Annotated in this window: 23 protein-coding genes; 8 read left to right on the forward strand and 15 right to left on the reverse strand. The window is 61.7% G+C overall.

The window, feature by feature from the left end; all coding sequences use genetic code 11:
* Positions 1-8 precede the first annotated feature (8 nt).
* The 4 genes from potH to rlmC all read left to right on the forward strand — a co-directional run bounded on the left by potH (position 9) and on the right by rlmC (position 3,597).
* Complete coding sequence (potH, locus tag GKN89_RS09465; RefSeq protein ID WP_019454581.1) at positions 9-971, forward strand: putrescine ABC transporter permease PotH; 963 nt, start codon at positions 9-11, stop codon at positions 969-971.
* On the forward strand, positions 968-1,813 hold the full coding sequence (gene potI / locus GKN89_RS09470; RefSeq protein ID WP_019454580.1) for a putrescine ABC transporter permease PotI: 846 nt from the start codon (positions 968-970) through the stop codon (positions 1,811-1,813). The genes potH and potI overlap by 4 nt, the downstream gene beginning before the upstream one ends.
* A gap of 104 nt (positions 1,814-1,917) precedes the next feature.
* A complete protein-coding gene (locus tag GKN89_RS09475) occupies positions 1,918-2,397 on the forward strand; it encodes a YbjO family protein (RefSeq protein ID WP_025159686.1) in 480 nt (159 codons plus the stop codon).
* A 69-nt stretch (positions 2,398-2,466) separates the two neighbouring features.
* Entirely contained in the window at positions 2,467-3,597 is a 1,131-nt protein-coding gene (gene rlmC, locus GKN89_RS09480) for a 23S rRNA (uracil(747)-C(5))-methyltransferase RlmC (protein ID WP_154746854.1), read from the forward strand.
* Between the two features lie 31 nt (positions 3,598-3,628).
* Here the strand turns inward: rlmC and artJ (GKN89_RS09485) are convergent, their stop codons facing one another.
* The 6 genes from artJ (GKN89_RS09485) to GKN89_RS09510 all read right to left on the reverse strand — a co-directional run bounded on the left by artJ (GKN89_RS09485) (position 3,629) and on the right by GKN89_RS09510 (position 8,255).
* A complete protein-coding gene (gene artJ, locus GKN89_RS09485; RefSeq protein WP_015377297.1) occupies positions 3,629-4,363 on the reverse strand; it encodes an arginine ABC transporter substrate-binding protein in 735 nt (244 codons plus the stop codon).
* 199 nt (positions 4,364-4,562) lie between these two features.
* Entirely contained in the window at positions 4,563-5,231 is a 669-nt protein-coding gene (artM, locus tag GKN89_RS09490; protein ID WP_019454577.1) for an arginine ABC transporter permease ArtM, read from the reverse strand.
* On the reverse strand, positions 5,231-5,947 hold the full coding sequence (gene artQ / locus GKN89_RS09495) for an arginine ABC transporter permease ArtQ (protein WP_025159684.1): 717 nt from the start codon (positions 5,945-5,947) through the stop codon (positions 5,231-5,233). Before artQ ends, artM begins: the two co-directional genes overlap by 1 nt.
* Before the next feature lie 9 nt (positions 5,948-5,956).
* Positions 5,957-6,688, reverse strand: a complete 732-nt coding sequence (gene artJ / locus GKN89_RS09500; protein ID WP_004928409.1) for an arginine ABC transporter substrate-binding protein — start codon at positions 6,686-6,688, stop codon at positions 5,957-5,959.
* 32 nt (positions 6,689-6,720) lie between these two features.
* On the reverse strand, positions 6,721-7,449 hold the full coding sequence (gene artP / locus GKN89_RS09505; protein ID WP_139285539.1) for an arginine ABC transporter ATP-binding protein ArtP: 729 nt from the start codon (positions 7,447-7,449) through the stop codon (positions 6,721-6,723).
* A gap of 263 nt (positions 7,450-7,712) precedes the next feature.
* Complete coding sequence (locus GKN89_RS09510; protein ID WP_019454574.1) at positions 7,713-8,255, reverse strand: lipoprotein; 543 nt, start codon at positions 8,253-8,255, stop codon at positions 7,713-7,715.
* A 159-nt stretch (positions 8,256-8,414) separates the two neighbouring features.
* Here GKN89_RS09510 and GKN89_RS09515 point away from each other — a divergent pair, with 159 nt between their 5' ends.
* On the forward strand, positions 8,415-8,738 hold the full coding sequence (locus GKN89_RS09515; RefSeq protein WP_004928400.1) for a heavy metal-binding domain-containing protein: 324 nt from the start codon (positions 8,415-8,417) through the stop codon (positions 8,736-8,738).
* Positions 8,739-8,787: 49 nt separating this feature from the next.
* On the opposite strand, the gene GKN89_RS09520 is transcribed toward GKN89_RS09515, so the two are convergent.
* A complete protein-coding gene (locus tag GKN89_RS09520; RefSeq protein ID WP_063919111.1) occupies positions 8,788-10,314 on the reverse strand; it encodes a DUF3300 domain-containing protein in 1,527 nt (508 codons plus the stop codon).
* 187 nt (positions 10,315-10,501) lie between these two features.
* Here GKN89_RS09520 and GKN89_RS09525 point away from each other — a divergent pair, with 187 nt between their 5' ends.
* Positions 10,502-11,338 carry an N-acetylmuramoyl-L-alanine amidase gene (locus GKN89_RS09525; protein WP_211130024.1) on the forward strand — a complete coding sequence of 279 codons (837 nt, stop codon included), beginning with the start codon at positions 10,502-10,504 and terminating at the stop codon, positions 11,336-11,338.
* On the opposite strand, the gene GKN89_RS09530 is transcribed toward GKN89_RS09525, so the two are convergent.
* Together GKN89_RS09530 and GKN89_RS09535 are read right to left on the reverse strand one after the other, a co-directional pair.
* On the reverse strand, positions 11,339-12,349 hold the full coding sequence (locus tag GKN89_RS09530) for an NAD(P)-dependent oxidoreductase (protein ID WP_004928393.1): 1,011 nt from the start codon (positions 12,347-12,349) through the stop codon (positions 11,339-11,341).
* 158 nt (positions 12,350-12,507) lie between these two features.
* A complete protein-coding gene (locus GKN89_RS09535; protein ID WP_154746855.1) occupies positions 12,508-13,947 on the reverse strand; it encodes a DUF2867 domain-containing protein in 1,440 nt (479 codons plus the stop codon).
* Between the two features lie 150 nt (positions 13,948-14,097).
* Between GKN89_RS09535 and GKN89_RS09540 the strand changes: the two genes are divergently transcribed.
* A complete protein-coding gene (locus GKN89_RS09540) occupies positions 14,098-14,445 on the forward strand; it encodes a DUF1294 domain-containing protein (protein ID WP_019454570.1) in 348 nt (115 codons plus the stop codon).
* Between the two features lie 28 nt (positions 14,446-14,473).
* Here the strand turns inward: GKN89_RS09540 and ltaE are convergent, their stop codons facing one another.
* From ltaE to GKN89_RS09565, 5 genes are all read right to left on the reverse strand, one after another.
* Entirely contained in the window at positions 14,474-15,490 is a 1,017-nt protein-coding gene (gene ltaE / locus GKN89_RS09545; protein ID WP_154746856.1) for a low-specificity L-threonine aldolase, read from the reverse strand.
* 75 nt (positions 15,491-15,565) lie between these two features.
* A complete protein-coding gene (gene poxB / locus GKN89_RS09550; RefSeq protein ID WP_154746857.1) occupies positions 15,566-17,287 on the reverse strand; it encodes a ubiquinone-dependent pyruvate dehydrogenase in 1,722 nt (573 codons plus the stop codon).
* A 199-nt stretch (positions 17,288-17,486) separates the two neighbouring features.
* Positions 17,487-18,488, reverse strand: a complete 1,002-nt coding sequence (gene hcr, locus GKN89_RS09555) for an NADH oxidoreductase (protein WP_025159682.1) — start codon at positions 18,486-18,488, stop codon at positions 17,487-17,489.
* A gap of 55 nt (positions 18,489-18,543) precedes the next feature.
* Positions 18,544-20,193, reverse strand: a complete 1,650-nt coding sequence (hcp, locus tag GKN89_RS09560) for a hydroxylamine reductase (protein WP_154746858.1) — start codon at positions 20,191-20,193, stop codon at positions 18,544-18,546.
* A gap of 180 nt (positions 20,194-20,373) precedes the next feature.
* Positions 20,374-21,270 carry a lysine exporter LysO family protein gene (locus tag GKN89_RS09565; protein ID WP_019454565.1) on the reverse strand — a complete coding sequence of 299 codons (897 nt, stop codon included), beginning with the start codon at positions 21,268-21,270 and terminating at the stop codon, positions 20,374-20,376.
* Between the two features lie 187 nt (positions 21,271-21,457).
* Between GKN89_RS09565 and GKN89_RS09570 the strand changes: the two genes are divergently transcribed.
* Positions 21,458-23,116, forward strand: a complete 1,659-nt coding sequence (locus tag GKN89_RS09570) for an ATP-dependent endonuclease (protein WP_019454564.1) — start codon at positions 21,458-21,460, stop codon at positions 23,114-23,116.
* Between the two features lie 14 nt (positions 23,117-23,130).
* Here the strand turns inward: GKN89_RS09570 and GKN89_RS09575 are convergent, their stop codons facing one another.
* The gene (locus GKN89_RS09575; protein ID WP_154746859.1) at positions 23,131-24,084 is read right to left on the reverse strand and encodes a VirK/YbjX family protein; all 954 of its coding nucleotides are present in this window, start codon (positions 24,082-24,084) and stop codon (positions 23,131-23,133) included.
* Between the last annotated feature and the right edge of the window lie 124 nt (positions 24,085-24,208).

Raw genomic sequence — 24,208 nt, forward strand, 5'->3', positions numbered from 1 at the left:
TAACCCGTATGACCCTGCTTTCTGAACGCACGCCGGAACCGCCGGCCAAAACGCCCGGCGGCCTCAAGGCGCTGTTCCACCGCCTGCTGATGGCCCACGGCCGCAAGCTGGTGATCGCACTGCCGTATTTATGGCTGACGCTGCTGTTTATGCTGCCGTTCCTGATCGTGTTCAAGATCAGCCTGGCGGATCTGGCGCTGGCGGTGCCGCCCTACACCGAGCTGCTGAGCTGGGCGGACGGCAAGCTGAACATCGCGCTTAACTTCGCCAACTACCTGCAGCTGACCGACGATCCGCTGTATATCGACGCCTACCTGCAGTCGCTGCGCGTGGCGGCGGTCTCGACGCTGTGCTGCCTGATCATCGGCTATCCGCTGGCCTGGGCGGTGGCCCACAGCAAGGCCTCGACCCGCAATATTCTGCTGCTGCTGGTGATCCTGCCTTCCTGGACCTCGTTCCTGATCCGCGTTTACGCCTGGATGGGCATTCTGAAAAACAACGGCACGCTGAATAACTTCCTGATGTGGTTAGGGGTGATCGATCAGCCGCTGGTGATCCTGCACACCAATCTGGCGGTGTATATCGGCATTGTCTATTCCTACCTGCCGTTTATGGTGTTGCCGATCTACACGGCGTTGATCCGGCTGGATTACTCGCTGGTAGAGGCATCGCTGGATCTGGGCGCCCGGCCGCTGAAAACCTTCTTCAGCGTGATCGTGCCGCTGACGCGCGGCGGCATCATCGCCGGTTCGATGCTGGTGTTCATTCCGGCGGTGGGCGAGTTCGTGATCCCGGAACTGCTCGGCGGGCCAGACAGCATCATGATCGGCCGCGTGCTGTGGCAGGAGTTCTTCAATAACCGCGACTGGCCGGTGGCCTCGGCGGTCGCCACCGTCATGCTGGTGCTGCTGATCGTGCCAATTTTGTGGTTCCACAAGCATCAGAACAAGGAAATGGGGGGGCAGGAATGAACAACTTGCCGGTAGTGCGTTCACCGTGGCGCATCGCCATCCTGACGATCGGCTTTACCTTCCTGTATGCGCCGATGCTGATGTTGGTGATCTACTCTTTTAACAGCTCCAAGCTGGTGACGGTGTGGGCCGGCTGGTCCACGCGCTGGTATACCGAACTGTTCCACGATTCGGCGATGATTAGCGCGGTGGGGCTTAGCCTGACCATCGCCGCCGCTTCCGCCACCGCTGCGGTGGTATTGGGCGCTATCGCCGCCGTGGTGATGGTGCGTTTCGGCCGCTTTCGCGGTTCAACCGGCTTCGCGTTTATGCTGACCGCGCCGCTGGTCATGCCGGACGTGATCACCGGCCTGTCGCTGCTGCTGCTGTTCGTGGCGATGGGGCACGCTTTCGGTTGGCCGTCGGAACGCGGCATGTTCACCATCTGGCTGGCGCATGTCACCTTCTGTACCGCTTACGTAGCGGTGGTCATCAGCTCGCGCTTGCGCGAGGTGGATCGTTCAATTGAAGAGGCGGCGATGGATCTGGGGGCGACGCCGCTGAAGGTGTTCTTCGTCATCACCTTGCCGATGATCGCGCCGGCGCTGATCTCCGGCTGGATGCTGGCGTTCACCCTGTCGCTGGATGACCTGGTGATCGCCAGCTTCGTCTCCGGCCCGGGCGCCACCACGCTGCCGATGCTGGTGTTCTCCAGCGTGCGCATGGGGGTGAACCCGGAAATTAACGCGTTGGCCAGTTTGATCCTGCTGGTGGTGGGCATTATCGGCCTGATCGCCTGGTGGTTTATGGCGCGCTCGGAAAAACAACGATCGCGCGAATTGCAGCGGGCGGCCCGTAGCTGAATCGTAACAAACCTGCTATTTTTGCAATCAATAAGTATTGCAACTAACTACCTGACTTTACATGCGCCACCTGTATTGGTGGCGCGTCGTAGCGGAACACGGATATGTCAGACATGCTGAAAAGCGGGCAGGGAATGAGATCGACTGCAGATGCGCCGGTGCCGGTGATGGTGGCGGGTACCGCCATGGTCGCGATCAAGTGCATCAGCGTGGTGCTGTTGTTGGGCGAACTGGGTGTCGATGGCGCGCAGGAGTTCGTCAACACCAGCGCGCAGGCGTGGGATTCCACCTTTATCTTTCTGGCCGGTCTGATGCTGCTGTGCCTGCAAATCAGCTGCGGTTTTGCGGTGATGCGCGGTCGCAACTGGGGGCGCTGGGCTTATGTGGCCTGCCAGTGCATCGTGGTGCTTTACCTGTTGTTGGCCACCATCGGCAGCGTCTTCCCCGAGGTATTCACCGTGGAAGGGGAAACCAGCGGCCAAATCCTGCACGTTCTGATCCTGCAAAAAATCCCCGACGTGGTGATCCTGGCGCTGCTGTTCGTTCCTGCCGCCAGCCGCCGCTTCTTCGCCGCGCGCAAGTGAGATTTTAGGCGCGCAGAGTGGTAAACTCTGCGCCCTTAATTCGTCATCCTGAACTTCACGGTAACCTTCATGCATTGCGCTTTGTATACGGCGGGCACCTGCCGTTCCTGTCAGTGGCTGGAAAAGCCCTATCCGCAGCAACTGGCCGACAAACAGCATCACCTGCAATCGCTGCTGGCCGGGCGCGACGTCGCGCAGTGGCTGCAGCCGGCGGCGGGGGAGCTGAGCGCATTTCGCAATAAGGCCAAGATGGTGGTCAGCGGCAGCGTAGAGCGCCCGCTGCTCGGCATGCTGCACCGCGACGGCACGCCGGTCGATCTGAGCGACTGCCCGCTGTACCCCGCCGGCTTTGCGCCGATGTTTGCGATACTGAAAAGCTTTATCGCCCGGGCGGGCCTGACGCCGTATAACGTGGCGCGTAAACGCGGCGAGCTGAAATACCTGTTGTTGACCGAAAGCACGTTAGACGGCGGCGTGATGCTGCGCTTCGTGTTGCGCTCGGAAACCAAACTGGCGCAGCTGCGCGCCGCGCTGCCGTGGCTGCAGCAGCAGTTGCCGCAGCTCAAGGTGATCTCCGCCAATATTCAGCCGGTGCATATGGCGATCATGGAAGGGGAGCGCGAGATTGCGCTGACCGAACAGCAGGCGCTGGAGGAACAGTTCAATCAGGTGCCGCTGTTCATCCGTCCGCAAAGTTTCTTCCAGACCAACCCGCAGGTGGCCGCCGAGCTCTATGCCACCGCCCGCGACTGGGTGCGCGCACTGGGCATCGACAGCATGTGGGATCTGTTTTGCGGCGTCGGCGGTTTCGGCTTGCACTGCGCGCAGCCGCAAACGCGCCTGACCGGCATCGAAATCAGCGCGGAAGCGATCGCCTGCGCGCGCCAATCGGCGCAGCGGTTGGGGTTGCAGCACGTTGATTTTCAGGCCCTCGATTCCACCCGCTTCGCCACCGCCGAAGGCCAGGTGCCGCAGCTGGTGCTGGTCAACCCGCCGCGGCGCGGCATCGGCCAGGCACTGTGCGATTATTTGAGCCGGATGGCGCCGGAATATATTCTCTATTCCAGCTGCAACGCCGAGAGCATGGCGAAAGATATCGAGATGTTGCCGGGCTACCGCATCGAACGGGTGCAGCTGTTCGACATGTTCCCGCATACCGCGCACTACGAAGTGCTGACGCTGCTGGTGCGGCGTTTATAAAACATAAGGCCCGGCTAACCGGGCCTTATGCTTACTGCGGGAACCACTTGTCGTTGATGGCCTTATAGGTGCCGTCGGCCTTGATGGCGTCCAGCGCGGCGTTCAGCTTGGCCAGCAGCGCCTGGTTGTCCGGGCGCACCGCGATGCCGAGACCGGTGCCGAAGTACTGCGCATCGGTGATGTGTTCGCCGACCGGCGCCAGCTGCGGATTGGTTTTCAGCCACTCGTTCACCACGGCGGTGTCGCCGAACACGCCGTCGATGCGGCCGTTTTTCAGCTCCAGAATGGCGTTCTGGTAGCTGTCGTAAGAGACGGTGTTAATCTCCGGGTGCTTGTCCTGCATGTATTTCTGGTGGGTGGTGCCGTTTTCCATGCCGAGCTTTTTGCCTTTCAGATCCGCCAGCGAGCTGAACTTGCCTTTTTGCGCGATCACGATCGCCGAGTTGGCGTAGTAAGGCTGGGTGAAGGCGACCTGTTTGCTGCGCTCCGGCGTGATATCCATGCCGGAAATCACCGCATCGTATTTCTTGAATTTCAGCGCGGCGATCAGGCTGTCGAACGCCTGGTTGGTGAAGGTGCACTGCGCCTGCATCTGTTTGCACAACGCGTTGGCCAGATCGATATCGAAACCGACGATCTGGTTATTGGCGTCCAGCGATTCGAACGGCGGGTAGGTGGCGGAGGCGGCGAAGCGGATGGTTTCGGCCGCGGTGGCGTTAAAGGTCATCCCGGCCAACATCGTCGCGGCAAGCAGCAGTTTTTTCATGCGTATAGCTCCTGTCTGGATCCTGAAAGTGATTATTCGCTATCGTTTGTTTTTACTGGTAATCGCCAGAGGTTTTTACATGTGCGTCTGCTGATAACCCTGCCATTGAGTGAATTAAAATGCAATATAAATGATTAAATATTGCCATGGGGATAAAAAAAGCCCCGCTCAGTAGCGGGGCTTAGGGGGGGAGGTGGCCTCAGTTACGGCGCTCAAACGCCAGCGCGCGGCGTTCCACCAGGCGCATCAGCAGCGTCAGCAGGCCGTTGACGCACAGGTACACCAAGCCGGCGGCGCCGAACACCATCACGTCGTAGGTGCGGCCGTACATCAGCTGACTGTAGCCCATCACTTCCATCAGCGTGATGGTGTAAGCCAGCGAGGTGCTTTTGAACACCAGCACCACTTCGTTGGAGTAAGACGACAGCGCGCGTTTGAAGGCGAACGGCAACAGAATGCGCAAGGTCTGCCGGCGCGACATGCCCAGCGCCTCGCACGACTGCCACTGCCCGGCGGGAATGGCGCGCACCGCGCCGTAGAACAGCTGCGTGGTATAGGCCGCGCTATTCAGCGCCAGCGCAATCATCGCGCACAGCCAGGGCTGCGACAGCAAGTTCCACAGCCACGGGTAGTCGCGGATCGCCGGAAACTGCCCGGGGCCGTAGTAGATCAGGAAGATCTGCACCAGCAGCGGCGTGCCGGTGAACAGCGTTACATAGGCTTTGACCAGCGGCGTCAGGATCGGCGTTTTCAGCGTCAGGATCACCGTCAGCAGCAGCGACAGCGCCAGCGCGACGATCAACGCGGCGACGGTCAGTGTCAGGCTGGTGTGCAACCCCTTGAGGATTTCCGGCAAGTATTCAAACATCAGACCGGCCCCCGCTCAAAGCGCGTGGCGCGCAGCTCAATGCGTTTGATGACGTATTGGCTGAACAGCGTCACCAGCAGGTAGATGGCCGCCGCGATCACATACCAGGTAAAAGGCTCCTGGGTGCGGGTGGCGATGCTCTTGGTTTGCAGCATCAGATCGTTCACGCTGATCAGTGACACCAGCGCGGTGTCTTTCAGCAGCACCAGCCACTGATTGCCGAGGCCGGGCAGGGCGTGGCGCCACATCTGCGGCATGATCAGGCGGAAGAAGATCGCCGCCTTACCGAGCCCCAGCGCCTGGCCGGATTCCCATTGCCCCTGCGGTACCGCTTTGAGCGCGCCGCGCAGCGTCTGCGAGGCGTAGGCGGAATAGAGCAGGGCCAGAGCGATCACCCCGCACAGGAACGGGCTGACTTCGAAATTGTCGATCGCCAACTGAATCGGCAGCTGGAACAGACCGAGGTTGAGGGTAAAGCCGTCGGAGAGCATCAGCAGCAGCTGCGACGAGCCGAAATAGATAAACAGCACCACCAGGATTTCCGGCAGGCCGCGCAACACGGTCACCCAGGCGGTGCCGAGCCAGCTGACCGCTTTCCAGCGGGACGATTCCCATACGGCGAACAGCATCGCCAGAATCAGCCCGAGGATCAGGGCGCAAACGGCAAGGCCGACGGTCATGCCGGCGGCGCTTGCTAAAGGTTGTAATTCATTCATTTGGGCGTATTACTGCTGGAACCATTTTTTGTAGATGGTTTCATAGGTCCCATCCTGCTTGATCTTGTCCAGAGCGGCGTTGAACTTGCCCTGCAGATCGGTGTTCTTCTGGCGCACCGCGATGCCAAGGCCGGTGCCGAAGTAATCTTTGTCGGTCACTTTAGCGCCCACTGCCGCTAGCGCGTCATTCTGCTTCAGCCACTCGTTGACCACTGCCGTATCGCCGAACACCGCATCAACGCGGCCGTTCTTCAGATCCAAAATGGCGTTCTGGTAGCTGTCGTAAGGCACGGTGGTGATTTCCGGGTGCTTGTCGGTCAGGTATTTCTGGTGGGTGGTGCCGTTTTGCACCCCCACTTTTTTGCCTTTCAGCGCCGCCACGTCGGCGATTTTGCCTTTCTGCGCGATGAACAGCGCCGAGTTATCGTAGTAAGGCTTGGTGAACAGCACCTGCTTCTCACGCTCCGGCGTAATGTCCATACCGGCCATCACCGCATCGAAACGCTTGAACTTCAGGCTCGGGATCAGGCTGTCGAACGCCTGGTTGGTGAAGGTGCACTCGGCCTGCATTTCTTTGCACAGCGCGTTGGCCAGATCGACATCAAAACCCTGAATCTTGTTGCCGGCGTCAATAAATTCAAACGGAGGATAGGAGGCTTCGGTAGCGAAACGGATAGTTTCGGCTGCGGAGGCGGAAACGCTGATGCCAGCCAAAACGGCGGCGATTATTAGTTTTTTCATCGCAAACTCCCCAAATTACAGCAAGTTAATTGTTAGTGTGATAAGTAATTAGCAAACTCGGTGGTCCGCGGCTGCGTGAAGTGGCTGCTGTCGCCTTGCTCCACTACGTGGCCGTTTTCCATGTACACCACGCGGCTGGCGGTTTTGCGCGCCACTTCCACTTCGTGGGTGACGATCACCTGAGTGATGCCGGTGCCGGCCAGTTCGCGAATGATGCTGACGATCTGGGCGGTGATTTCCGGATCCAGCGCCGCGGTCGGTTCATCGAACAGCAGCACCTGCGGTTCCATCATCAGGGCGCGGGCGATCGCCACGCGCTGCTGCTGGCCGCCGGAAAGGTGCAGCGGGAAGCGATCGGCGAAGTCGGTCAGGCGCAGACGCTTGAGCAGCTTGTCGGCGCGCTCCATCGCCTGAGCCTTGGTCAGCCCCAGCACGCGGCAAGGCGCTTCGATCAGGTTCTGGACCACGGTGAGGTGAGGCCACAGGTTGTATTGCTGGAACACCATGCCGACATTTTGACGCAGTTCGCGAATGGCTTTCTCGCCCGGCGCCTGCCTGAAATCGAATTGGTTGCCGGCGATCTGCAATTGGCCCGAACGCGGCATTTCCAGCAGGTTCAGCACCCGCAGCAATGAACTTTTCCCGGCGCCGCTTGGGCCAAGCAGCACCAGGGTTTCCCCGGCTGGACAATCCAGCGTGATGTCAAACAGCGCCTGGTGAGCGCCGTAATAGCAATTGATACCGTTAAGTTGAATACTCATGCGCCAGAATTGAATAGACATTGATGCCGCAAATGTTAACTTCCACAGAATACTTATGCAATCTTTGTGCGTTAAAATTTATGAGTGTGCGGCGGGACAGTAAAAGATTAGCACAAGATACCGCGACTCAAGCCGAGGGAGGGGATTTGTGGCGCAGGCTGTGAGATCGGTAGCGAAATTTTTTCTCTTGGACGAAATTTGAGCGGAAGACGCGGGGGACGGGTGACCGACGCGGCAAGCCCGCGTCGGCCGGGGAAGGCGGGTTACTGGTTTTCCAGCACCTGACGCACGCTGCCGTTGGTGGCGTGCGCGGGAACATTCAGGTAGCGAATATCATCAACCACCCAGCAGGTGCCTTCGCGCACCATCAGCACTTCGTCTTGCCAGTTCACGGTGCTGTTGGCGTCTTTCTGGTAGCTCAGGTCAACGCGCAGCGGGATATTCTTCGCATCGGTGTTAGGAATGGTCGAGGCGCTGGCGACGGATGCGCTGCTCGGCCCCTGTGCATTGCCGGAGAATAGATCGCCGGTTATCTGATGTTTACCCGGATTCTGGCCGGCGCTGACCAGATCCTGATACAGCACTTTGCTCAGATAAGGTTGCAGCTGCGCCAGGCGGTTGCTGTCCGGCAGGCCGGTGCCCTGCTGGATGCGCAGGTCATAGAACTTTTGTGCGACCGTATCCGGGCCGCCTTCCACACAGCTGCCGCTGCGGGTGCCGATATCCTTGTATGCCGGTTCCACCGTGGTACAGGCACTCAGCAACAGCGCTAAGGGTAAAACAGCCGCAATCGTTTTTGTTTTCATCTTATTACCTTATGTGAAAGTCTCTACCATGAAGACCGATAGCTTACAGTATAAATGCGTTTTTTGGCCTTGCATTCGTACTGCGTGCCATTGATTAAGCGAACATAACGCCAATCTTCTGGTCATAGATACGTTGAATTAATCAAACAAGGAATTCTGATGCAGCTTTCAACTACCCCGACCCTGGAAGGGTTCACCATTACCGAATACTGCGGCGTCGTCACCGGTGAAGCGATTCTCGGCGCCAACATTTTCCGTGATTTTTTCGCCGGCGTGCGCGACATCGTCGGCGGCCGTTCGGGCGCGTATGAGAAAGAGCTGCGCAAGGCGCGCCTGATCGCGTTCGAAGAGCTGGAAGATCAGGCGAAAGAGCTGGGCGCCAACGCGGTGGTGGGTATTGATATCGATTATGAAACCGTTGGCAAAGACGGCAGCATGCTGATGGTGACCGTCAGCGGCACCGCGGTGAAAGTCAGTCGCTAACGCCATTCTCCGCGCCCCGGCCGTTGCGCCGGGGCGACATCCCGTTGGTTTATCCCTCTTTATGCGGCGGCTCGACGATCGGGCGATGTTCCTGCGGCTTTACCGGTGCAGATTCCTGGCGATGCGGCATCTGTTGAACGGTCGGCTGATGAACCTGCGGCGCCGGTGCCGGATGCGGCATGACGCGCTCTTGCGGCACCGGCGCTGGGCGAACCACCGCCGGATGCAGCGTTGCGGCCGGCTCACGCACTACCGGCTGCACGACGTGCGGCGCCGCCTGAACCTGTGGCCGCACGGTGGATTGATGCACTGGCGCGGCGGTCTGCATCGGATGCGTCTGTACCGGCGCTGAATGCACGGCCATCGGTTGCTGCGCGTGAGGCGCTGCCGGCGCGGCATGCGTGAACGTCGGCATGCTCATCGGTTGCTGCACATGGGGCGCGTTGACCGGTTGTTGCACGTGTGGGGCGGCAGCCACCGGCTGAGTATGCGCAAAGTTCGGCATGGTCATCGGCGCGTGGGCCGCAGGCGCGACGCGCGGCTGTTGCGGCGCAGCGTTAGGCACCGGTTGGCTGAAACGCGGCGTCGGCGCGGCGGTGGTATTGTAGTTGTTCACCGTGCTGGTGGTGCTGCGATTCACATTGTTCACGTTGTTATATTGGTTGATGTTGGTGACGCGATTCACCACGGTGGTGGAATGCGACACGTAGGGCGCATTGCGGTAGACCACCGGCTGGCGCCGATCGTCCCAGCGCATATCCCAGTTGTGCCAGCCGCTATTGTGTTGGTTGAGCAAAGAGGCGACCGCGATGCCAACGCCGAAGCTGATCACGCCGGCTGCCAGCATATCGCCGCCGCTGTAACCTGAAGGCTGATATTGATAGCTTGGATAAGCTTGGATCGGCGTGCCGTAGGCCTCCCAGGGATCGTAATGCGGAACGTAAACCGTATCCGGTTGGCTGGGCTCGATGACGATGGTTTCGCCCGGCGCCGCCACCACGCTCTGGCGATAGGACTGCTGCTCAACGTAACGGGTCGTCGGCGCTACGACGATGCGCTGCTGTGGGGTGTTTTTCAACGTGCCCTGGCTGGCCGCTCGTTGACGCATCACCTGAATGGCGTTCATCACGTCCGTAGGATCGTTGAGGTAGGCGCTGCCCAGAGCGGTGGTCCAGGGGATGTTTTTCGCCATCTGATCGAGCACGTCGGGGAATTGCACCAGGCCGCGCACGCTGGGATCCCAGGGTTGAGCATCCGCCGCCGAGCTGAGCGCCGCCGGTTGCAGCCCGCGGTTTTGCGCCAGCCAGGCATCCGCAGCGCTGATTTGGTCAGGATAGCCCGCGCCGGCCAACACTTGCGCCAGCAGCTTGTCGGGGAACAGCGCCACCGGGCTGACCAACTGGTACAGCTGGTCTGCGGTCAGTGGCGTATAGGCCGGCGCACTGGCACTGGCGGCGGGAGCGGCAGGGGGCGGAGTGCCCCCACCCATCGCGCCGGCGACTTTTTGCTGATCGCAGCCGCTGAGCGGCAGCATGGCGGCACAGAGCAACCAGGACAGATAGCGTGGTGTGAACATGTTCGACTCCGCTCTTTCAGCGTAGATGATACTTTGAGACTATCATGGGCGTGAGAGCTCGCCAGTTGGGAGAAACACTCGCTTGCACATCGGCGCTTTCTGTCATTATTTCTCGATTAGCGTGATGATTGGATACAGGTTAATCGCGTCGCGTTACACCTTTCACGGACACAAATCAGGAGGATAAGTGAAAATTTGGCCAGGGATCATCGCCGCCGCGCTGTTGGCGGGGTGCCAAAATCCGCAGCAGGACACGCTCGTCGATCGCGGCGCTTACCAGCTCGAGACGCTGCACCAGGCGCAGGGCGCCGATCAGCGCATTCGTTTTTTGGTGATGCACTACACGGCGGAAGACTTCCATTCATCGCTGAAAACGCTGACCGACGAACACGTCAGCGCGCACTACCTGTTGCCGGCGCATCCGCAGCGCGAACACGGCAAACCGACGGTGTACCGGCTGGTGCCGGAAGCGATGCGCGCCTGGCATGCCGGCGCCAGCGCCTGGCGCGGCCGCAGCAGCCTCAACGACACCTCGATCGGCATCGAAATCGTCAACAAGGGGTTCACCCGCAGCATGCTGTTCACCCATTGGCAGCCTTATACGGCGGAGCAGATCGCCGTGCTGATCCCGCTGAGCCGCGACATCATCCAACGCTATGGTATCCAGCCGCAGGACGTGGTGGGGCACAGCGACATCGCACCGCAGCGCAAACAGGATCCCGGCCCGCTGTTCCCCTGGCGGCAATTGGCGCAGGCCGGCATCGGCGCCTGGCCGGACGAACGAGACGTGCAGCGTTTGCTGGCGGGGCGCGATCGCCATGCGCCGGTGCCGATGGCGCCGCTGCTCGATAGGCTGGCGCGTTACGGCTACGCGGTTGATTCGTCATGGGATGAGCGGCAGCAGCGCAATGTGTTGGCGGCGTTTCAGATGCATTTCCGGCCCGACGATGTTCGCGGTGAGCCGGATGCAGAGAGTGAAGCGATTATCGATGCGCTGCTGTTGAAGTATGGCGCGTGGCGTTGATTACAGGCCGTGCAGTTTGCCGTGATCTTTCAGCCAGCGGGCGGTGCGCGCGATGCCCTCTTCCAGCGAGACGATCGGCTGATAGCCCAGCTCTTGTTGCGCACGGGTGGTATCGAGCGTGAGGTCGAAGTTGAGTTTGGCGACGCCGTAGTGGGTCAGCACCGGCTCCTTTTCGCTTTTGCTGCCCAGACGCTCCATGCCGCGCGCCATCATGTCGAGCATCGGATAGGGCACGGAGCGAATGCGGCATTTCATGCCCAGATCGTCGATCAGCTGCTGCACCACGGTGCGCAGCGGGCGCGGCTGCTGGTTGGTGATGTTGTAGGCGCGGCCGGACGGCGTATCTTCTTTTAACGTCGCCAGCCACATGGCGTGCACCGCATTCTCCAGATAGGTCATGTCCACCATCGCCGCGCCGCCGCGCGGCAGCAGCAGGTTGCCGTAGCGTTTGATCATCTGCAGCAGCCGCGGCAGCATCACCTTGTCGTGCGGCCCGAACAACCCCTGCGGGCGCAGAATGGTGAAATGGGTTTGTGGATTGGACAACGCCAGTTGCTGGATCACCTGCTCGCCGGCGGCCTTGCTGCGCGCGAACTCATTGGCGTAGCGCTGCGGGCGGAAATCTTCGGTCACGTTGCGGTGATGGTGGTAATCGAAATAGATCGCCGGGGAAGAGATGTGAATGAACTGCGCTACGCCGTAGGCTGCCGCCCATTCACCAAGGCGGCGAGTGGCGCGCACGTTAGCCAGTTCGAAGGCTTCTTCGGTGCCCCAGGGCGAGGTAAAGCTGGAGCAGTGCCACAGCACGTCGACGTCCGCCAACATCGCCTTGGCCTGCGAAGAGATCAGGTTGGTGAGATCGGCATGAATGAACTCCGCGCCCATTTTTTCCAGCAGGCCGCCCATCGCCTGGTTGCGACCGGTGGCGCGCACTTTGATGCCCTGGCGGCGCAGATATTCAACGGCGTTACGGCCTAATCCACTGGTTGCACCGGTGACCAATACCTTCATAACGGACTCTATTCTCACCCAAAATCGGAAGACCGGCGGGCGCTTGCGGCGCTCCCAGCAAATAAGATGCCATTCTTCCGTGATTTCGTGCGCTATGCAATCGGAAAGCCCCGAAGCACAGCGGCAAACTGTGCGGTTGATCGACAAATGAGCGCCGTTCAGCGGCGTTGGCGGTCCAGGCCCTCGGCAAGCTCGGCGATGCGTTTCGCCATGCCGCGAAAAATAAACAGATGCGCGGGCATCATGGCGAACCAATACAGCAGCCCGCTGAAGCCGGCCGGGTGCCACCAGGCACGCACGTCCAGCGTGCGGCGATCGCCGTGATCGGTGATGGTGAAGCTTAGCCGCCCCAGGCCGGGCGCCTTCATGCCAAACAGCAGCGCCAGCTGCCGCAGCGGCTTCAGGGTAATCACTTTCCAGCCGTCGATTTCGTCGCCCAGCGCCAGGGCCGCGCTCGCCGGGCGGCCATAGACCACGCCGTTGCCGATCATGTCGTCCATGCGCGCGCGGATCCGCCACAGGATATTGGCGTAGAAATAGCCTTCTTCTCCTCCCAGCTGCTGCACCGTTTGCCACAGGGCCTGGCTGGAGGCGGCGGTATCCAGCGAGCAACCGGCCTGTTTGGGGTAGTAGCCGTAGCCGGGGCGCCAGCGCGCCTGCGCCGCCGGATCGTAGCCCCAGTCGGCGGAGTCGACCACTTCCAGCTCGCGCTGCAGCGTGGTGGTGACCGCCTGATCAAAGGTGTGCAGCCGTTGTGGGATCAGGGCCTGCAATGGCCGGCCATCGGCGGGCAGATCGTGCTTCAGTCCCTGGATCAGCGCGCGGGCGATCGGCGTCGGCACCGAGGTGATCAGGCTGATGAACCACACCGAAATCAGCCGCGTCGGCAAGGGGATCGGGATCAGCCAGCGCCGTTTGCCGCTGATGGCGATAAAGCGTTTGAACATGTCCTGATAGCTGAGGTATTCCGGCCCGGCGACGTCGAAGATGCGGTGTTCCTGCGCCGGATGCGCCAGCAGATCGGCCAGATAAACCAGCAGGTTCTCCAGCGCCACCGGCGACGATTTCGAACGCACCCAGCGCGGCGGCGTCAGCACCGGCAGGTTATAGACCATATCGCGCATCACTTCGAACGCCGCCGAGCCGGGGCCAACGATGATGCCGGCGCGCAGCTCGGTGACCGGTACGCCGCTTTGGCGCAGGATCTCGCCGGTCAGGCGGCGTGCCGCCAGGTGCGGCGAACTGTCGTCGTTCGGCTGCAGCGCGCCAAGGAAGATCACCTGCTTGACGCAGGCATTGCGCAGTGCGTCGCGCAGATTTTCCGCCGCCTGGCGTTCCTTTTCGATAAAGTCGTCGCCGTCGCCCATCGCGTGCACCAGATAGTACAGCGTATCTATCTCCCACAGCGCCGCGCTCAGGGTTTCCGGGCGGTACAGATCGGCATACAGGCAGTTGACCTGTGGCCAGTTCTGCTCCTGCAGCCACTCGATGCGCCGCGCGGCGGCGGTAATCTGGTGCCCTTGTTCGATCAGGTGCGGGATCAGGTTCTGGCCTATATAGCCACTGGCTCCAAGAACCAGTACGCGTTGGGGTGTCATCGTGCCGCCTTGTGCGGTGAAAGAGTCGCAGAACGACAGGATGCCAAATTCAGGGTTTAAATGCACTTTCTGTATGGGTATAAGCCGGTTGCATCCGCCGTAGCGCAGGTTCACACTACGCGCCCCTTATCGAATGAAAAACCGGATGCCATGAAACTCAATGTGATTTGTTACGCCCTGCTGGGCCTGGCGCTGATCGCCAGCCTGTTCTCGCCGCATCCGGTGTGGATGTGGCTGCTGTCGGCCAATCTGCTGACGTTTCTGATCTATGGCGGCGATAAGCTGGCGGCGCGCAAGGGGTGGCGGCGGGTGCCGGAGGCGACGCTGTTGCTGTTCGGCGCGCTGGGCGGGTGGTTGGGCGCACTGGCGGCGCAGCAGCTGTTTCGCCACAAGACCCAGAAACAGCCGTTTAAAACCTGGTTTATTCTCAGCGTGGCGCTCAACCTGGCGGCGGTGCTGGGGCTGTGGTACTGGGTTTACGGCCGCTGGATTTTCTGATGCGGGGCGCGCCGTGCGCCCCGAAGGATCAGGCGTGCTGCTGCAGGAACTCCCGCCACAGCTCGACCACCCGCTGCAGGTCCTGGCGGCTGACGTCGAGGTGGGTCAGAATGCGCGTCAGCGGGCCGCTGCTGATCAGCACGCCGCGTTCGCGCATCCACGGGCCGAATTTGGCCGCCAGCTCAGGAGATTGGCGCAGATACAGCACGTTGGTCTGCGCGCCGGGTTCGGCGATCTCCACGCCGATCTGCCGCAGCTGTTGCTCCAGCCAGGCCGCGTTGTCATGGTCTTCGCGCAGCCGCGCGACGTTATGCTCCAAGGCGTAAAGACCGGCCGCCGCCAGAATGCCGGCCTGACGCAGCCCGCCGCCGGTCATTTTGCGCCAGCGCAGCGCGCGTTGAATGAAGGCTTCGCTGCCGCACAGCAGCGATCCGACCGGCGCGCCTAATCCCTTCGACAGGCAAATGGTGAAGGTGTCGCAGTATTGTACGATCTCTTTCAGCGGCAGGTTCAGCGCTACGGCGGCGTTGAAGATGCGCGCGCCGTCGATATGCAGCGCCAGCTGGCGCTCGCGGGTAAACTGCCACGCCTGCTGCAGGTAGGCCTGCGGCAAGACTCTGCCGCTGATGGTGTTTTCCAGGCTCAGCAGCCGGGTGCGGGCGAAGTGGATGTCGTCGGGTTTAATGGCGGCGGCGAGCTTGTCCAGCGGCAGCGTGCCGTCCGCGTCGGCCTCGATCGGCTGCGGCTGGATGCTGCCCAGCACCGCCGCGCCGCCGGCTTCGTATTTATAGTTGTGCGCCTGCTGGCCGACCAGATACTCGTCGCCGCGCTGGCAGTGGCTCAGCAGCGCCACCAGATTGGCCTGGGTGCCGCTGGGCAGAAACAGCGCCGCTTCTTTGCCTGACAGGCGCACCGCCTCGGCCTCCAGTGCGTTGACCGTCGGGTCATCGCCGTAGACGTCGTCGCCGACCTCTGCCTGAGCCATCGCCTGGCGCATGGCGGCGCTGGGGCGGGTAACGGTGTCGCTGCGTAGATCGATAAGCATAGGGTTCCTGGAATGTAAGGGAGAGGAAAAGGGTACATGGCATCATATACCCTTTATTTTATCGGGGCAGCTTGCTTAGCGCAGCCAGTTGGTTTTCGCCAGCTCGACCACTTCATCGCCGCGGCCGTTGATGATGGCGCGCAGCATGTACAGGCTGAAGCCTTTCGCCTGTTCGAACTTGATCTGCGGCGGCATCGCCAACTCTTGCTTGGCGGTGACCACGTCCAGCAGCGCCGGGCCGGGATGCGCCAACATCTCCTGCAGCGCGCCATCCAGTTCCGAGGCTTTTTCCACGCGGATACCCTTGATGCCGGCGGCGTTGGCGATTGCCGCAAAGTCCGGGTTATGCAGATCGGTACCGTCGGTCAGGTAGCCGCCGGCCTTCATCTCCATCGCCACGAACCCCAACACACTGTTGTTGAACACCACGATCTTCACCGGCAGCTTGAGCTGCGCCAGCGACAGGAAGTCCCCCATCAGCATGGTGAAACCGCCGTCGCCGCACATGGCGATCACCTGTTTATCCGGCGCGGTGGCCTGGGCGCCGATCGCCTGCGGCATGGCGTTGGCCATCGAACCGTGGTTGAACGAACCGAGCAGGCGACGCTTGCCGTTCATTTTCACGTAGCGCGCGGCCCATACCGTCGGCGTGCCGACGTCGCAGGTGAAGATGGCGTCCTCGCTGGCGTAGTGGCTGAGCTGCTGCGCCAGATACTGCGGGTGGATCGGTTGGTCGTCGTTGGCGGTCGCCAGCCCGTCGAGATCCTGGCGCGCGTTGCGGTAGTGCTCCAGCGCCTTGTCGAGGAACGCCCGGTCGCGCTTCTGCTCCAGCTGCGGTAGCAGGGCGGTGAGCGTGGTGTGGATGTCGCCCACCAGCGCCATATTGACCGGGCAGTGCGCGCCGATGCTGCCGGGGTTGATGTCGATCTGAATGATGTTGGCGTTGGTGGGGTAGAACGCGCGATAGGGGAACTGGGTGCCGAGCAGCACCAGCGTGTCGGCGTTCATCATGGCGTGGTAGCCGGAGGAAAAGCCGATCAGCCCGGTCATGCCGACGCTGTAGGGGTTATCCCATTCGATATGTTCTTTGCCGCGCAGCGCATGCACTACCGGCGCCTGCAGCAGTTCGGCCAGCTTAACCACTTCATCGTGCGCGCCGGCACAGCCGCTGCCGCACATCAGGGTGATGTTCTTCGCCTTATTCAGCGTTTCCGCCAGCTTGTTCAGCTCGCTCATCGGCGGCTGCACCAGCGGCAGCGCCGGGGTATGCCAGGTCAGGGGCGTGTCTTCCGGCGCCATGCGCAGCGCCACGTCGCCCGGCAAGACCACCACCGAGACGCCGCGGTTGAGGATCGCCTTGCGCATGGCGATCTCCAGCACGCGCGGCAGCTGTTCCGGGTTGGAAACCAGTTCGCAATAGTGGCTGCATTCGCGGAACAGCTCCTGCGGATGCGTTTCCTGGAAGTAGCCGCTGCCGATTTCGCTGGAAGGGATATGCGCGGCGATCGCCAGCACCGGCACATGGTTGCGGTGGCAGTCGAACAGGCCGTTGATCAGGTGCAGGTTGCCGGGGCCGCAGGAACCGGCGCACACCGCCAACTGGCCGGTGAGCTGGGCTTCGGCGCCGGCGGCGAAGGCGGCCACCTCTTCATGGCGGGTGCCCAGCCATTCGATGGTGCCCATGCGGTGCAGGCTATCGCTAAGGCCGTTGAGCGAATCGCCGGTCACGCCCCAAATGCGTTTTACGCCGGCTTGGTCCAGCGTTTTGGCGATCAGTGTGGCTACGGTTTGCTTCATGGTTCCCCCAAACATGGTTTGAAAAACAATGTGTACTCGATCCGGTGAGTGTCAGCAGAACAACTGCAAGCATAGCTTACCGGCGTTGGACGAGATGCGGTCAGGAAGGGTAAAGAGCGTAGGACGGAGGAAAGTGTAACCGGGCGGGGATGGGGGAACTTGCCGATAAATGCCCCATCGCGGCGATGGGGCCAGGGGATCACGCCAGCGTGACGTCGCCCTGCAGCTGGCAACTGCAGGCCAGCACGTAGCCCTGCGCTACCTCTTCCGCGCTCAGCGTCATGGTGCTGGTGGTGGTGTAGTCGCCCTCGAGGATACGGGTTTTGCACGAGCCGCACACCCCGGCGCGGCAGGCGGCGTTGACCGGCAGGGCGTTGGCCTCCATCGCCGCCAGCAGCGTGCTGCCGACCGGCACGCGGAACTCGCGCAGCGGGCGGGCGGCGCGCAGCGTCAGCCCTTCAGCCGCGTCGCTCTGCGCCGCCGGCGTGTGGAACTGCTCTTTATGGAAGCGCTCGGCCGGCACGCCGAGCTGACGGCACAGCTGCTCCACCTGGTCCATATAGGGCGCGGGGCCGCAGGTCATCACCGTGCGTTCGGCGATATCCGGCGCCGCCTGCCGCAGCGCCTGTTCATTGATGCGGCCGCTGAGGTAGCCGGGTTGCAGATCCTGCTCGGCCATCAGCGTCAGGCGCAGCTGCGGATGGGCGGCGCACAGCGCGCGCCATTGATCGGCGAAGATCGTGTCGGCGGGAGTGCGCACGTTAAAGATCACGGCGATATCGCAGGCCGGGCGGTTAGCGGTCAGCCAGCGGCACATCGAGACGATCGGCGTCACGCCGCAGCCGGCGGCCAGCATCAGGTAACGATCGGCCGGGTGGCGCTCGCAGCTGAATTCGCCCTGCGCGTCGGACAGCCACAGGGTGTTGCCGGGCTTGACCTCTTGCGTCAGCCAGCGCGATCCGACGCCGTCCGGCAGGCAGCGCACGCTGATGCTGAGAAAGCGGCTCTGGCCGGGCGAGGAGGAGAGCGTATAAGCGCGCAGCGTCTCCTCGCTGTTACGGATGCTGACCAGCGCAAACTGGCCGGCCTGGTAAGGGTAGAAAACGTCGCAGATCAGGTTCAGCGTCCAGACGTCGGCGGTTTCACGCTGGATGGAATGCACCTGCATGCGGTTCGGGCAAAGCGGAGTGGGTTGAGTCATCGGGCACCTCAAAAAGCAAAGGGGCCGGCGCAAGCGGCCCCATAACGTAACGGCATCAGGCGAGCAGCGCGGCGATATCCTGCTCGACGGTGGTGATCGGACGCAGGCCGAATTTCTCGTTGAGGATCGCCATCAGGTTATCGGTCAGGAAGCCCGGCGCGGTCGGGCCGGTGACGATGTTTTTCACCCCCAGCGACAGCAGCGTCAGCAGAATGACGATCGCCTTCTGTTCAAACCACGACAGCACCAGGCTGAGCGGCAGCTCGTTGACGCTGCAGCCGAGGGTGTCGGCCAGCTTGACCGCCAGCATGATGGCGGAGTAAGCGTCGTTGCACTGGCCGACGTCCAGCAGGCGCGGCAACCCCTCCAGCGTGCCGAAGTCCAGCTTGTTGAAGCGGTACTTGCCGCAGGCCAGCGTCATGATCAGGCAGTCTTGCGGCACGCTGCGGGCGAAGTCGGTGAAGTAGCTGCGTTCGTCGCGGCTGCCGTCGCAGCCGCCGACCAGGAAGACGTGGCGCAGTTTCTTTTGCGACACCAGGTCGATTACCGTGTCGGCGGCGTTAAGCAGCGTCTGGCGACCGAAGCCGACGGTGATCAGATGCTCAATCTCGGTATAAGGGAAGCCGTTCATGCCTTGCGCCTGGCGGATCACGGCGCCGAAGTCGTCGCCTTCCAGATGGTTGACGCCCGGCCAACCGACGATGCTGCGGGTCCAGATGCGGTCGCCGTAATTGCCGACGTTAGGATCGATGATGCAGTTGGAGGTCATCACGATCGGGCCGGGGAATTTGGCGAACTCGGTCTGCTGGTTCTGCCAGCCGCTGCCGTAGTTGCCCACCAGGTGCTTGAATTTTTTCAGTTCCGGATAGCCGTGCGCCGGCAGCATTTCACCGTGGGTGTAGACGTTGACGTTTTGCCCTTCGGTTTGCTCGAGCAGCATGCGCAGATCTTTCAGATCGTGGCCGGAAATCAGAATGGCTTTCCCGGCTACCGGGCGCACGTTGACCGCGCTAGGCTGCGGATCGCCGTAGGCCTGGGTTTCACCGCGATCGAGGATCGCCATCACGTTGAAGTTCATCTTGCCGATGCCCATGGCGTTGTTCAGCAGGGTGTCGACGTCGCGCGGCCGGGTGCCGAGCCAGGCCATAAAGGCGTGGTAGTCGGCATAGAGTTGCTCGTCGAACTGGCCAAGCACGTGCGCGTGTTCCATATAGGCCGCTGCGCCTTTCAGGCCATACAGGCAAAGCATGCGCAAGCCGTGTACGTCGTCGCCTACCTCGGCCTTGTCGCTATTGAGGGCAAACTGCGCCGCCTGTTGCAGCAACGCAGGCATATCGTCACCGGCCAGCTGCAGCGCCGCCATCGGATGATCGACGCGCACGCCGGCGTCCAGCAGCCGGCAACGGGCGGCCAGCGAGTCGCGCAGCAGCAGGGTTTCCCGCGCGTAGCCGATGATGCGCTGGGAGTCGAAGTTGACGTTGGTCAGGGTGGAGAAGAAGGCGCGTGGGGCGAAGCTGTCGATCTCGTGGTCGACGATGCCCAGAGAACGCGCCTGCAGCGCCCAGGCGGAGAGACCCTGCAGCGCCGCCACCAGCAGATCCTGCAGATCGGAGGTTTCCGCTGTTTTGCCGCACATGCCCTGAGCATACGAGCAGCCGTTGCCTGCCGGGGTACGAATGGTTTGTTCACATTGCACACAGAACATAGTCGCTTCCTTTTATTTTTAAAGTTGCATTTATAATGCTTGTTTAAAAGCATAGATCGGCGATTGGGGTTGCAAAAGGCTTTTGTGCGACTAGTGCGGGCAAGTTTGATTTAGCGCAATTTTGCCGTGCGGATGGGAATTATTACCTATTGGGGGCCGGTCGGCCCCCCGGGGAAAGGATCAGGAGAACAGAGCGATCAGCACCGGTGCCAGCAGGCTCAGCAGGAAGCCGTGCACGATGGCGGGCGGCACCATGTCCAGCCCGCCGCTGCGCTGCAGCACCGGCAGGGTGAAGTCCATCGAGGTGGCGCCGCACAGGCCGAGGGCGGTGGAGCGGCTGCGGCGCACCAGCGTCGGGATCAGCATGATCGCCACCAGCTCGCGCGCCAGATCGTTGAAGAACGCGGCGCTGCCCATCACCGGGCCGTAGGCGTCGGTGATCAGAATGCCGGACAGCGAGTACCAGCCGAAGCCGGAGGCCATCGCCAGCCCGGCCTTCACCGGTAACCCCAGCAGCTGAGCCGCCAGTGCGCCGCCGGCCAGCGATGCAACGGCCACCACCAGCGCCACCAGCGTGCCGCGGCGGTTGAGTATGATCTGGCGCAGCGTCATGCCGCTGTTGCGCAGCTGGATGCCAACCAATAGAAGCAGGAAGATCAGCGCATATTCGCTGCCTTTATGGGCGAACTGCAGCCATGACCACTGCGTCAGGCCGAGCAGGAAGCCGCCGAGCACCACGCCGCACAGCTTGAGCGACTCCAGCGCCATGTGCACGCGCGAAGGCAGTTTTTCCTGTTTATGGCTACTGCGCCACGGCATGCGCCGCTCCAGCAGCGCCAGCAGCAGCAGGTTGGCGCAGAGAATGCAGAAGAAGAACACCGCGCTGTACTGGAAGATCAACACCAGGTTGCTGCTGAGGTTTTCCATAAACGCCAGGCTGATGCCCATGAAAAACAGGATCACGTACACCATCCAGCTCAGCAGCCGGTTGATCAGCACCAGCAGCGGACGATGGCGCAAGGGTATGAGGTAACCGACAATCAGCGGTAACAGAATAATCAGCAGTCCTGAGTACATGGTGCAGCTTGTGTCCTTGAGTATTGAAGCGCGCCGAATGGCGGCGAGGAGCACACGCTAACCAAAAGCCCGGCCGGAGTAAAGCGGCAGATTTGACGTTGGCCGCTTGACCTGCAAGGGGTTTTTTGACCATGCTCTGTGAAAGTCACCTCATTGAAGAGCTGGCGACACGCACGGGAGGCGGCGGATGTTCTTGGAGCGTATCGAAATTGTAGGTTTTCGTGGCATTAATCGGCTGTCGCTGATGCTGGACGACAACACGCTGTTGCTTGGCGAAAACGCCTGGGGTAAATCCAGCCTGCTGGATGCGCTGACGCTGTTGCTGGCGCCGGAGCAGAAACTGTATCGTTTTGAAGCGCACGACTTCCATTTCCCGCCGGGTGAAGAGGCGGCCAAAGAGCGCCATCTGCAGGTGGTGTTCACCTTTTGCGAGAAAGACATCGGCCATGCGCACCTGCCGCGCTATCGCCATCTGACGCCGCTGTGGGTCAAGGGTGAAGATGGCCTGAGCCGTATTCATTACCGCTGCGAGGGCGAGCTGGCCGACGACGGCACGGTGTGTACCTGGCGCGGTTTTCTCGACGCCGACGGCAACGCCTTTCAACTGCACCATATCGAACAGCTGGCCCACGCCATCATCCGCATCCACCCGGTATTGCGCCTGCGTGACGCGCGTTTTATTCGCCGCTTGCGCCCCAGCAGCCTCGGCGATGAACGCAAACCCGATACGCAGGCGCTGGCGCAGCAGCTGGATCAGCTGACGCGCGAGCTGGTGCGCAATCCGCAGAAGCTGACCAACAGCGAACTGCGCCAGGGGCTGGCGGCCATGCAGCAGCTGCTGGAGCACTATTTCGCCGAGCAGAGTTCGCAGGTGGCGCGGCCGCGTCGCCGCGGCGGCGAACCGGAGCAGGACGCCTGGCGCGCGCTGGACGGCATCAACCGTATGGTGGCCGAACCGAACAGCCGCAGCATGCGCCTGATCCTGCTGGGGATGTTTTCTACCCTGCTGCAGGCCAAGGGCGACGTCAAGCTGGACCCGCACGCCCGGCCGCTGCTGCTGGTGGAGGACCCGGAAACTCGTCTGCATCCGATCATGCTGTCGGTGGCCTGGGGGCTGCTCAATCAGCTGCCGTTGCAGCGCATCACCACCACCAACTCCAGCGAACTGGTGTCGCTGGTGCCGGTGGAACACGTATGCCGGCTGGTGCGCGAGTCGGGGCGGGTCGCGACCTATCGTCTCGGGCCGCGCGGGCTCAGCGCCGAAGACGGGAGGCGCATTGCGTTTCACATCCGTTTCAATCGGCCGTCGTCGCTGTTCGCCCGCTGCTGGCTGCTGGTGGAGGGCGAGACCGAAGTGTGGCTGCTGAACGAGCTGGCGCGCCAGTGCGGCTACCATTTCGAGGCGGAAGGGGTGAGGGTCATCGAATTCGCACAGTGCGGCCTGAAGCCGCTGCTGCGCTTCGCCCGCCGCATGGGCATCGAATGGCATGCGCTGGTGGACGGCGACGAGGCGGGTAAAAAGTACGCCAACACCGTGCGCAGCCTGCTGGACAATCATGAAGACAACGAGCGCGATCGGCTGACCGCGTTGCCGGCGCCGGACATGGAGCACTTTATGTTCCGCGAAGGGTTCGGCCCGGTCTATCACCGGATGGCGTCGGTGCCGCTCAACGCGCAGATGCCGGTGCGCAAGGTGATCCTGAAAGCGGTCCACCACTCCTCGAAGCCGGATCTGGCGATCGAGGTTGCGATGCAGGCCGGCGAATGGGGCACCGATTCGGTGCCGCCGCTGCTGAAAAAAATGTTCTCACGGGTGATCTGGCTGGCGCGCGGCCGGGCGGACTGACGGCCCGCCGGGCGTTATCGGGCGCAGAAATGCGCCGCCAATCCCTGTTCCAGCTCGTCCAGCAACTGATAGCGGCGGCGATATTCGGCGCGTTTTTTGCTGGCAATCTCTTCGACCGGCTTGCGGGCAATGCGCTCGGGCAGCAGGAAATAGCCGCTATCGAGCGGTTTGGCACCCATCGATAGCCAAAACTGATCGTAATCGGCGTGCAGTTTGTCTTTCTTTTTACTTTGGTAACGCCAGTTTTGATAGATATGGGTGGCGTTGCCGACCGCCACGATCCGGCGGATGCCGAGGTGCCGCGCCAGCGTGCAGATGCCTTCCAGCACCAGCCGTTTGGGGAACAGGCCATGACACTCTTTGGTGGTGTGCTGGATCTCGGCGTGAGGCACGTCATGGTTCGCGCCCTGCAGGCCGCCGATGAACAGCGTCGGCTGCTGCTGATAATGCATCAGCGCGAAGGTGATCTCCGCCAGCATCACGCCGTTGGCGTTGCGCAGCAGCAGCGTGGCTTCCCCTTCCTTATTCAGCTTGTCGATCGCCGCCAGCTCCAGCGTGATCGGCACTTCGTTCTTGCCCATCGCGCTGGCCAGCACGAAAGGCTGTGGGCTGAGGTGGCCGAGACGCATCTTCAGCGGCATGCGCTGTACGATGAGATCGTAGTGATCGCGCAGGGCGAACAGACATTCGATCTTGCTCATGTTGGCCGCCAGGTACGGGCGATGCAGTTTGCACGGCAGGTTCGGCTGCGCGCTCAGGATCTCTTCCAGCAGCGGGTTGCTGGCCAGAGTGCTGAGCAGGCCGCTGGTGGTGCGCCAGTTGAGCAGCGAACGGCCGAGAAACTTCAGGCGAAACGAGGTTTTTTTCCAGGCATTGCTCGGCGCCTTCTCGCCATTGATCAGCGCCGTCATCAGTTGCCAGCCGTTAAGCGGCTGGGCGGAGGCGAGTGGGTAGCTGAGCTGTGACATGATGAAATCCTTGGCTGTGTTGAATGGCGCTATTTCATCAAGGCTTCACTAAACGGGAGTTCAATGCCGAACTGTAACCAAGCGTGTCTCCACATTGTGTTGAGCTAAGGTTTAGTTATTCCCT

This window comes from Serratia sp. YC16, from assembly GCF_009707615.1.
In the GTDB taxonomy this organism is placed as follows: Bacteria; Pseudomonadota; Gammaproteobacteria; order Enterobacterales; family Enterobacteriaceae; genus Serratia; species Serratia surfactantfaciens.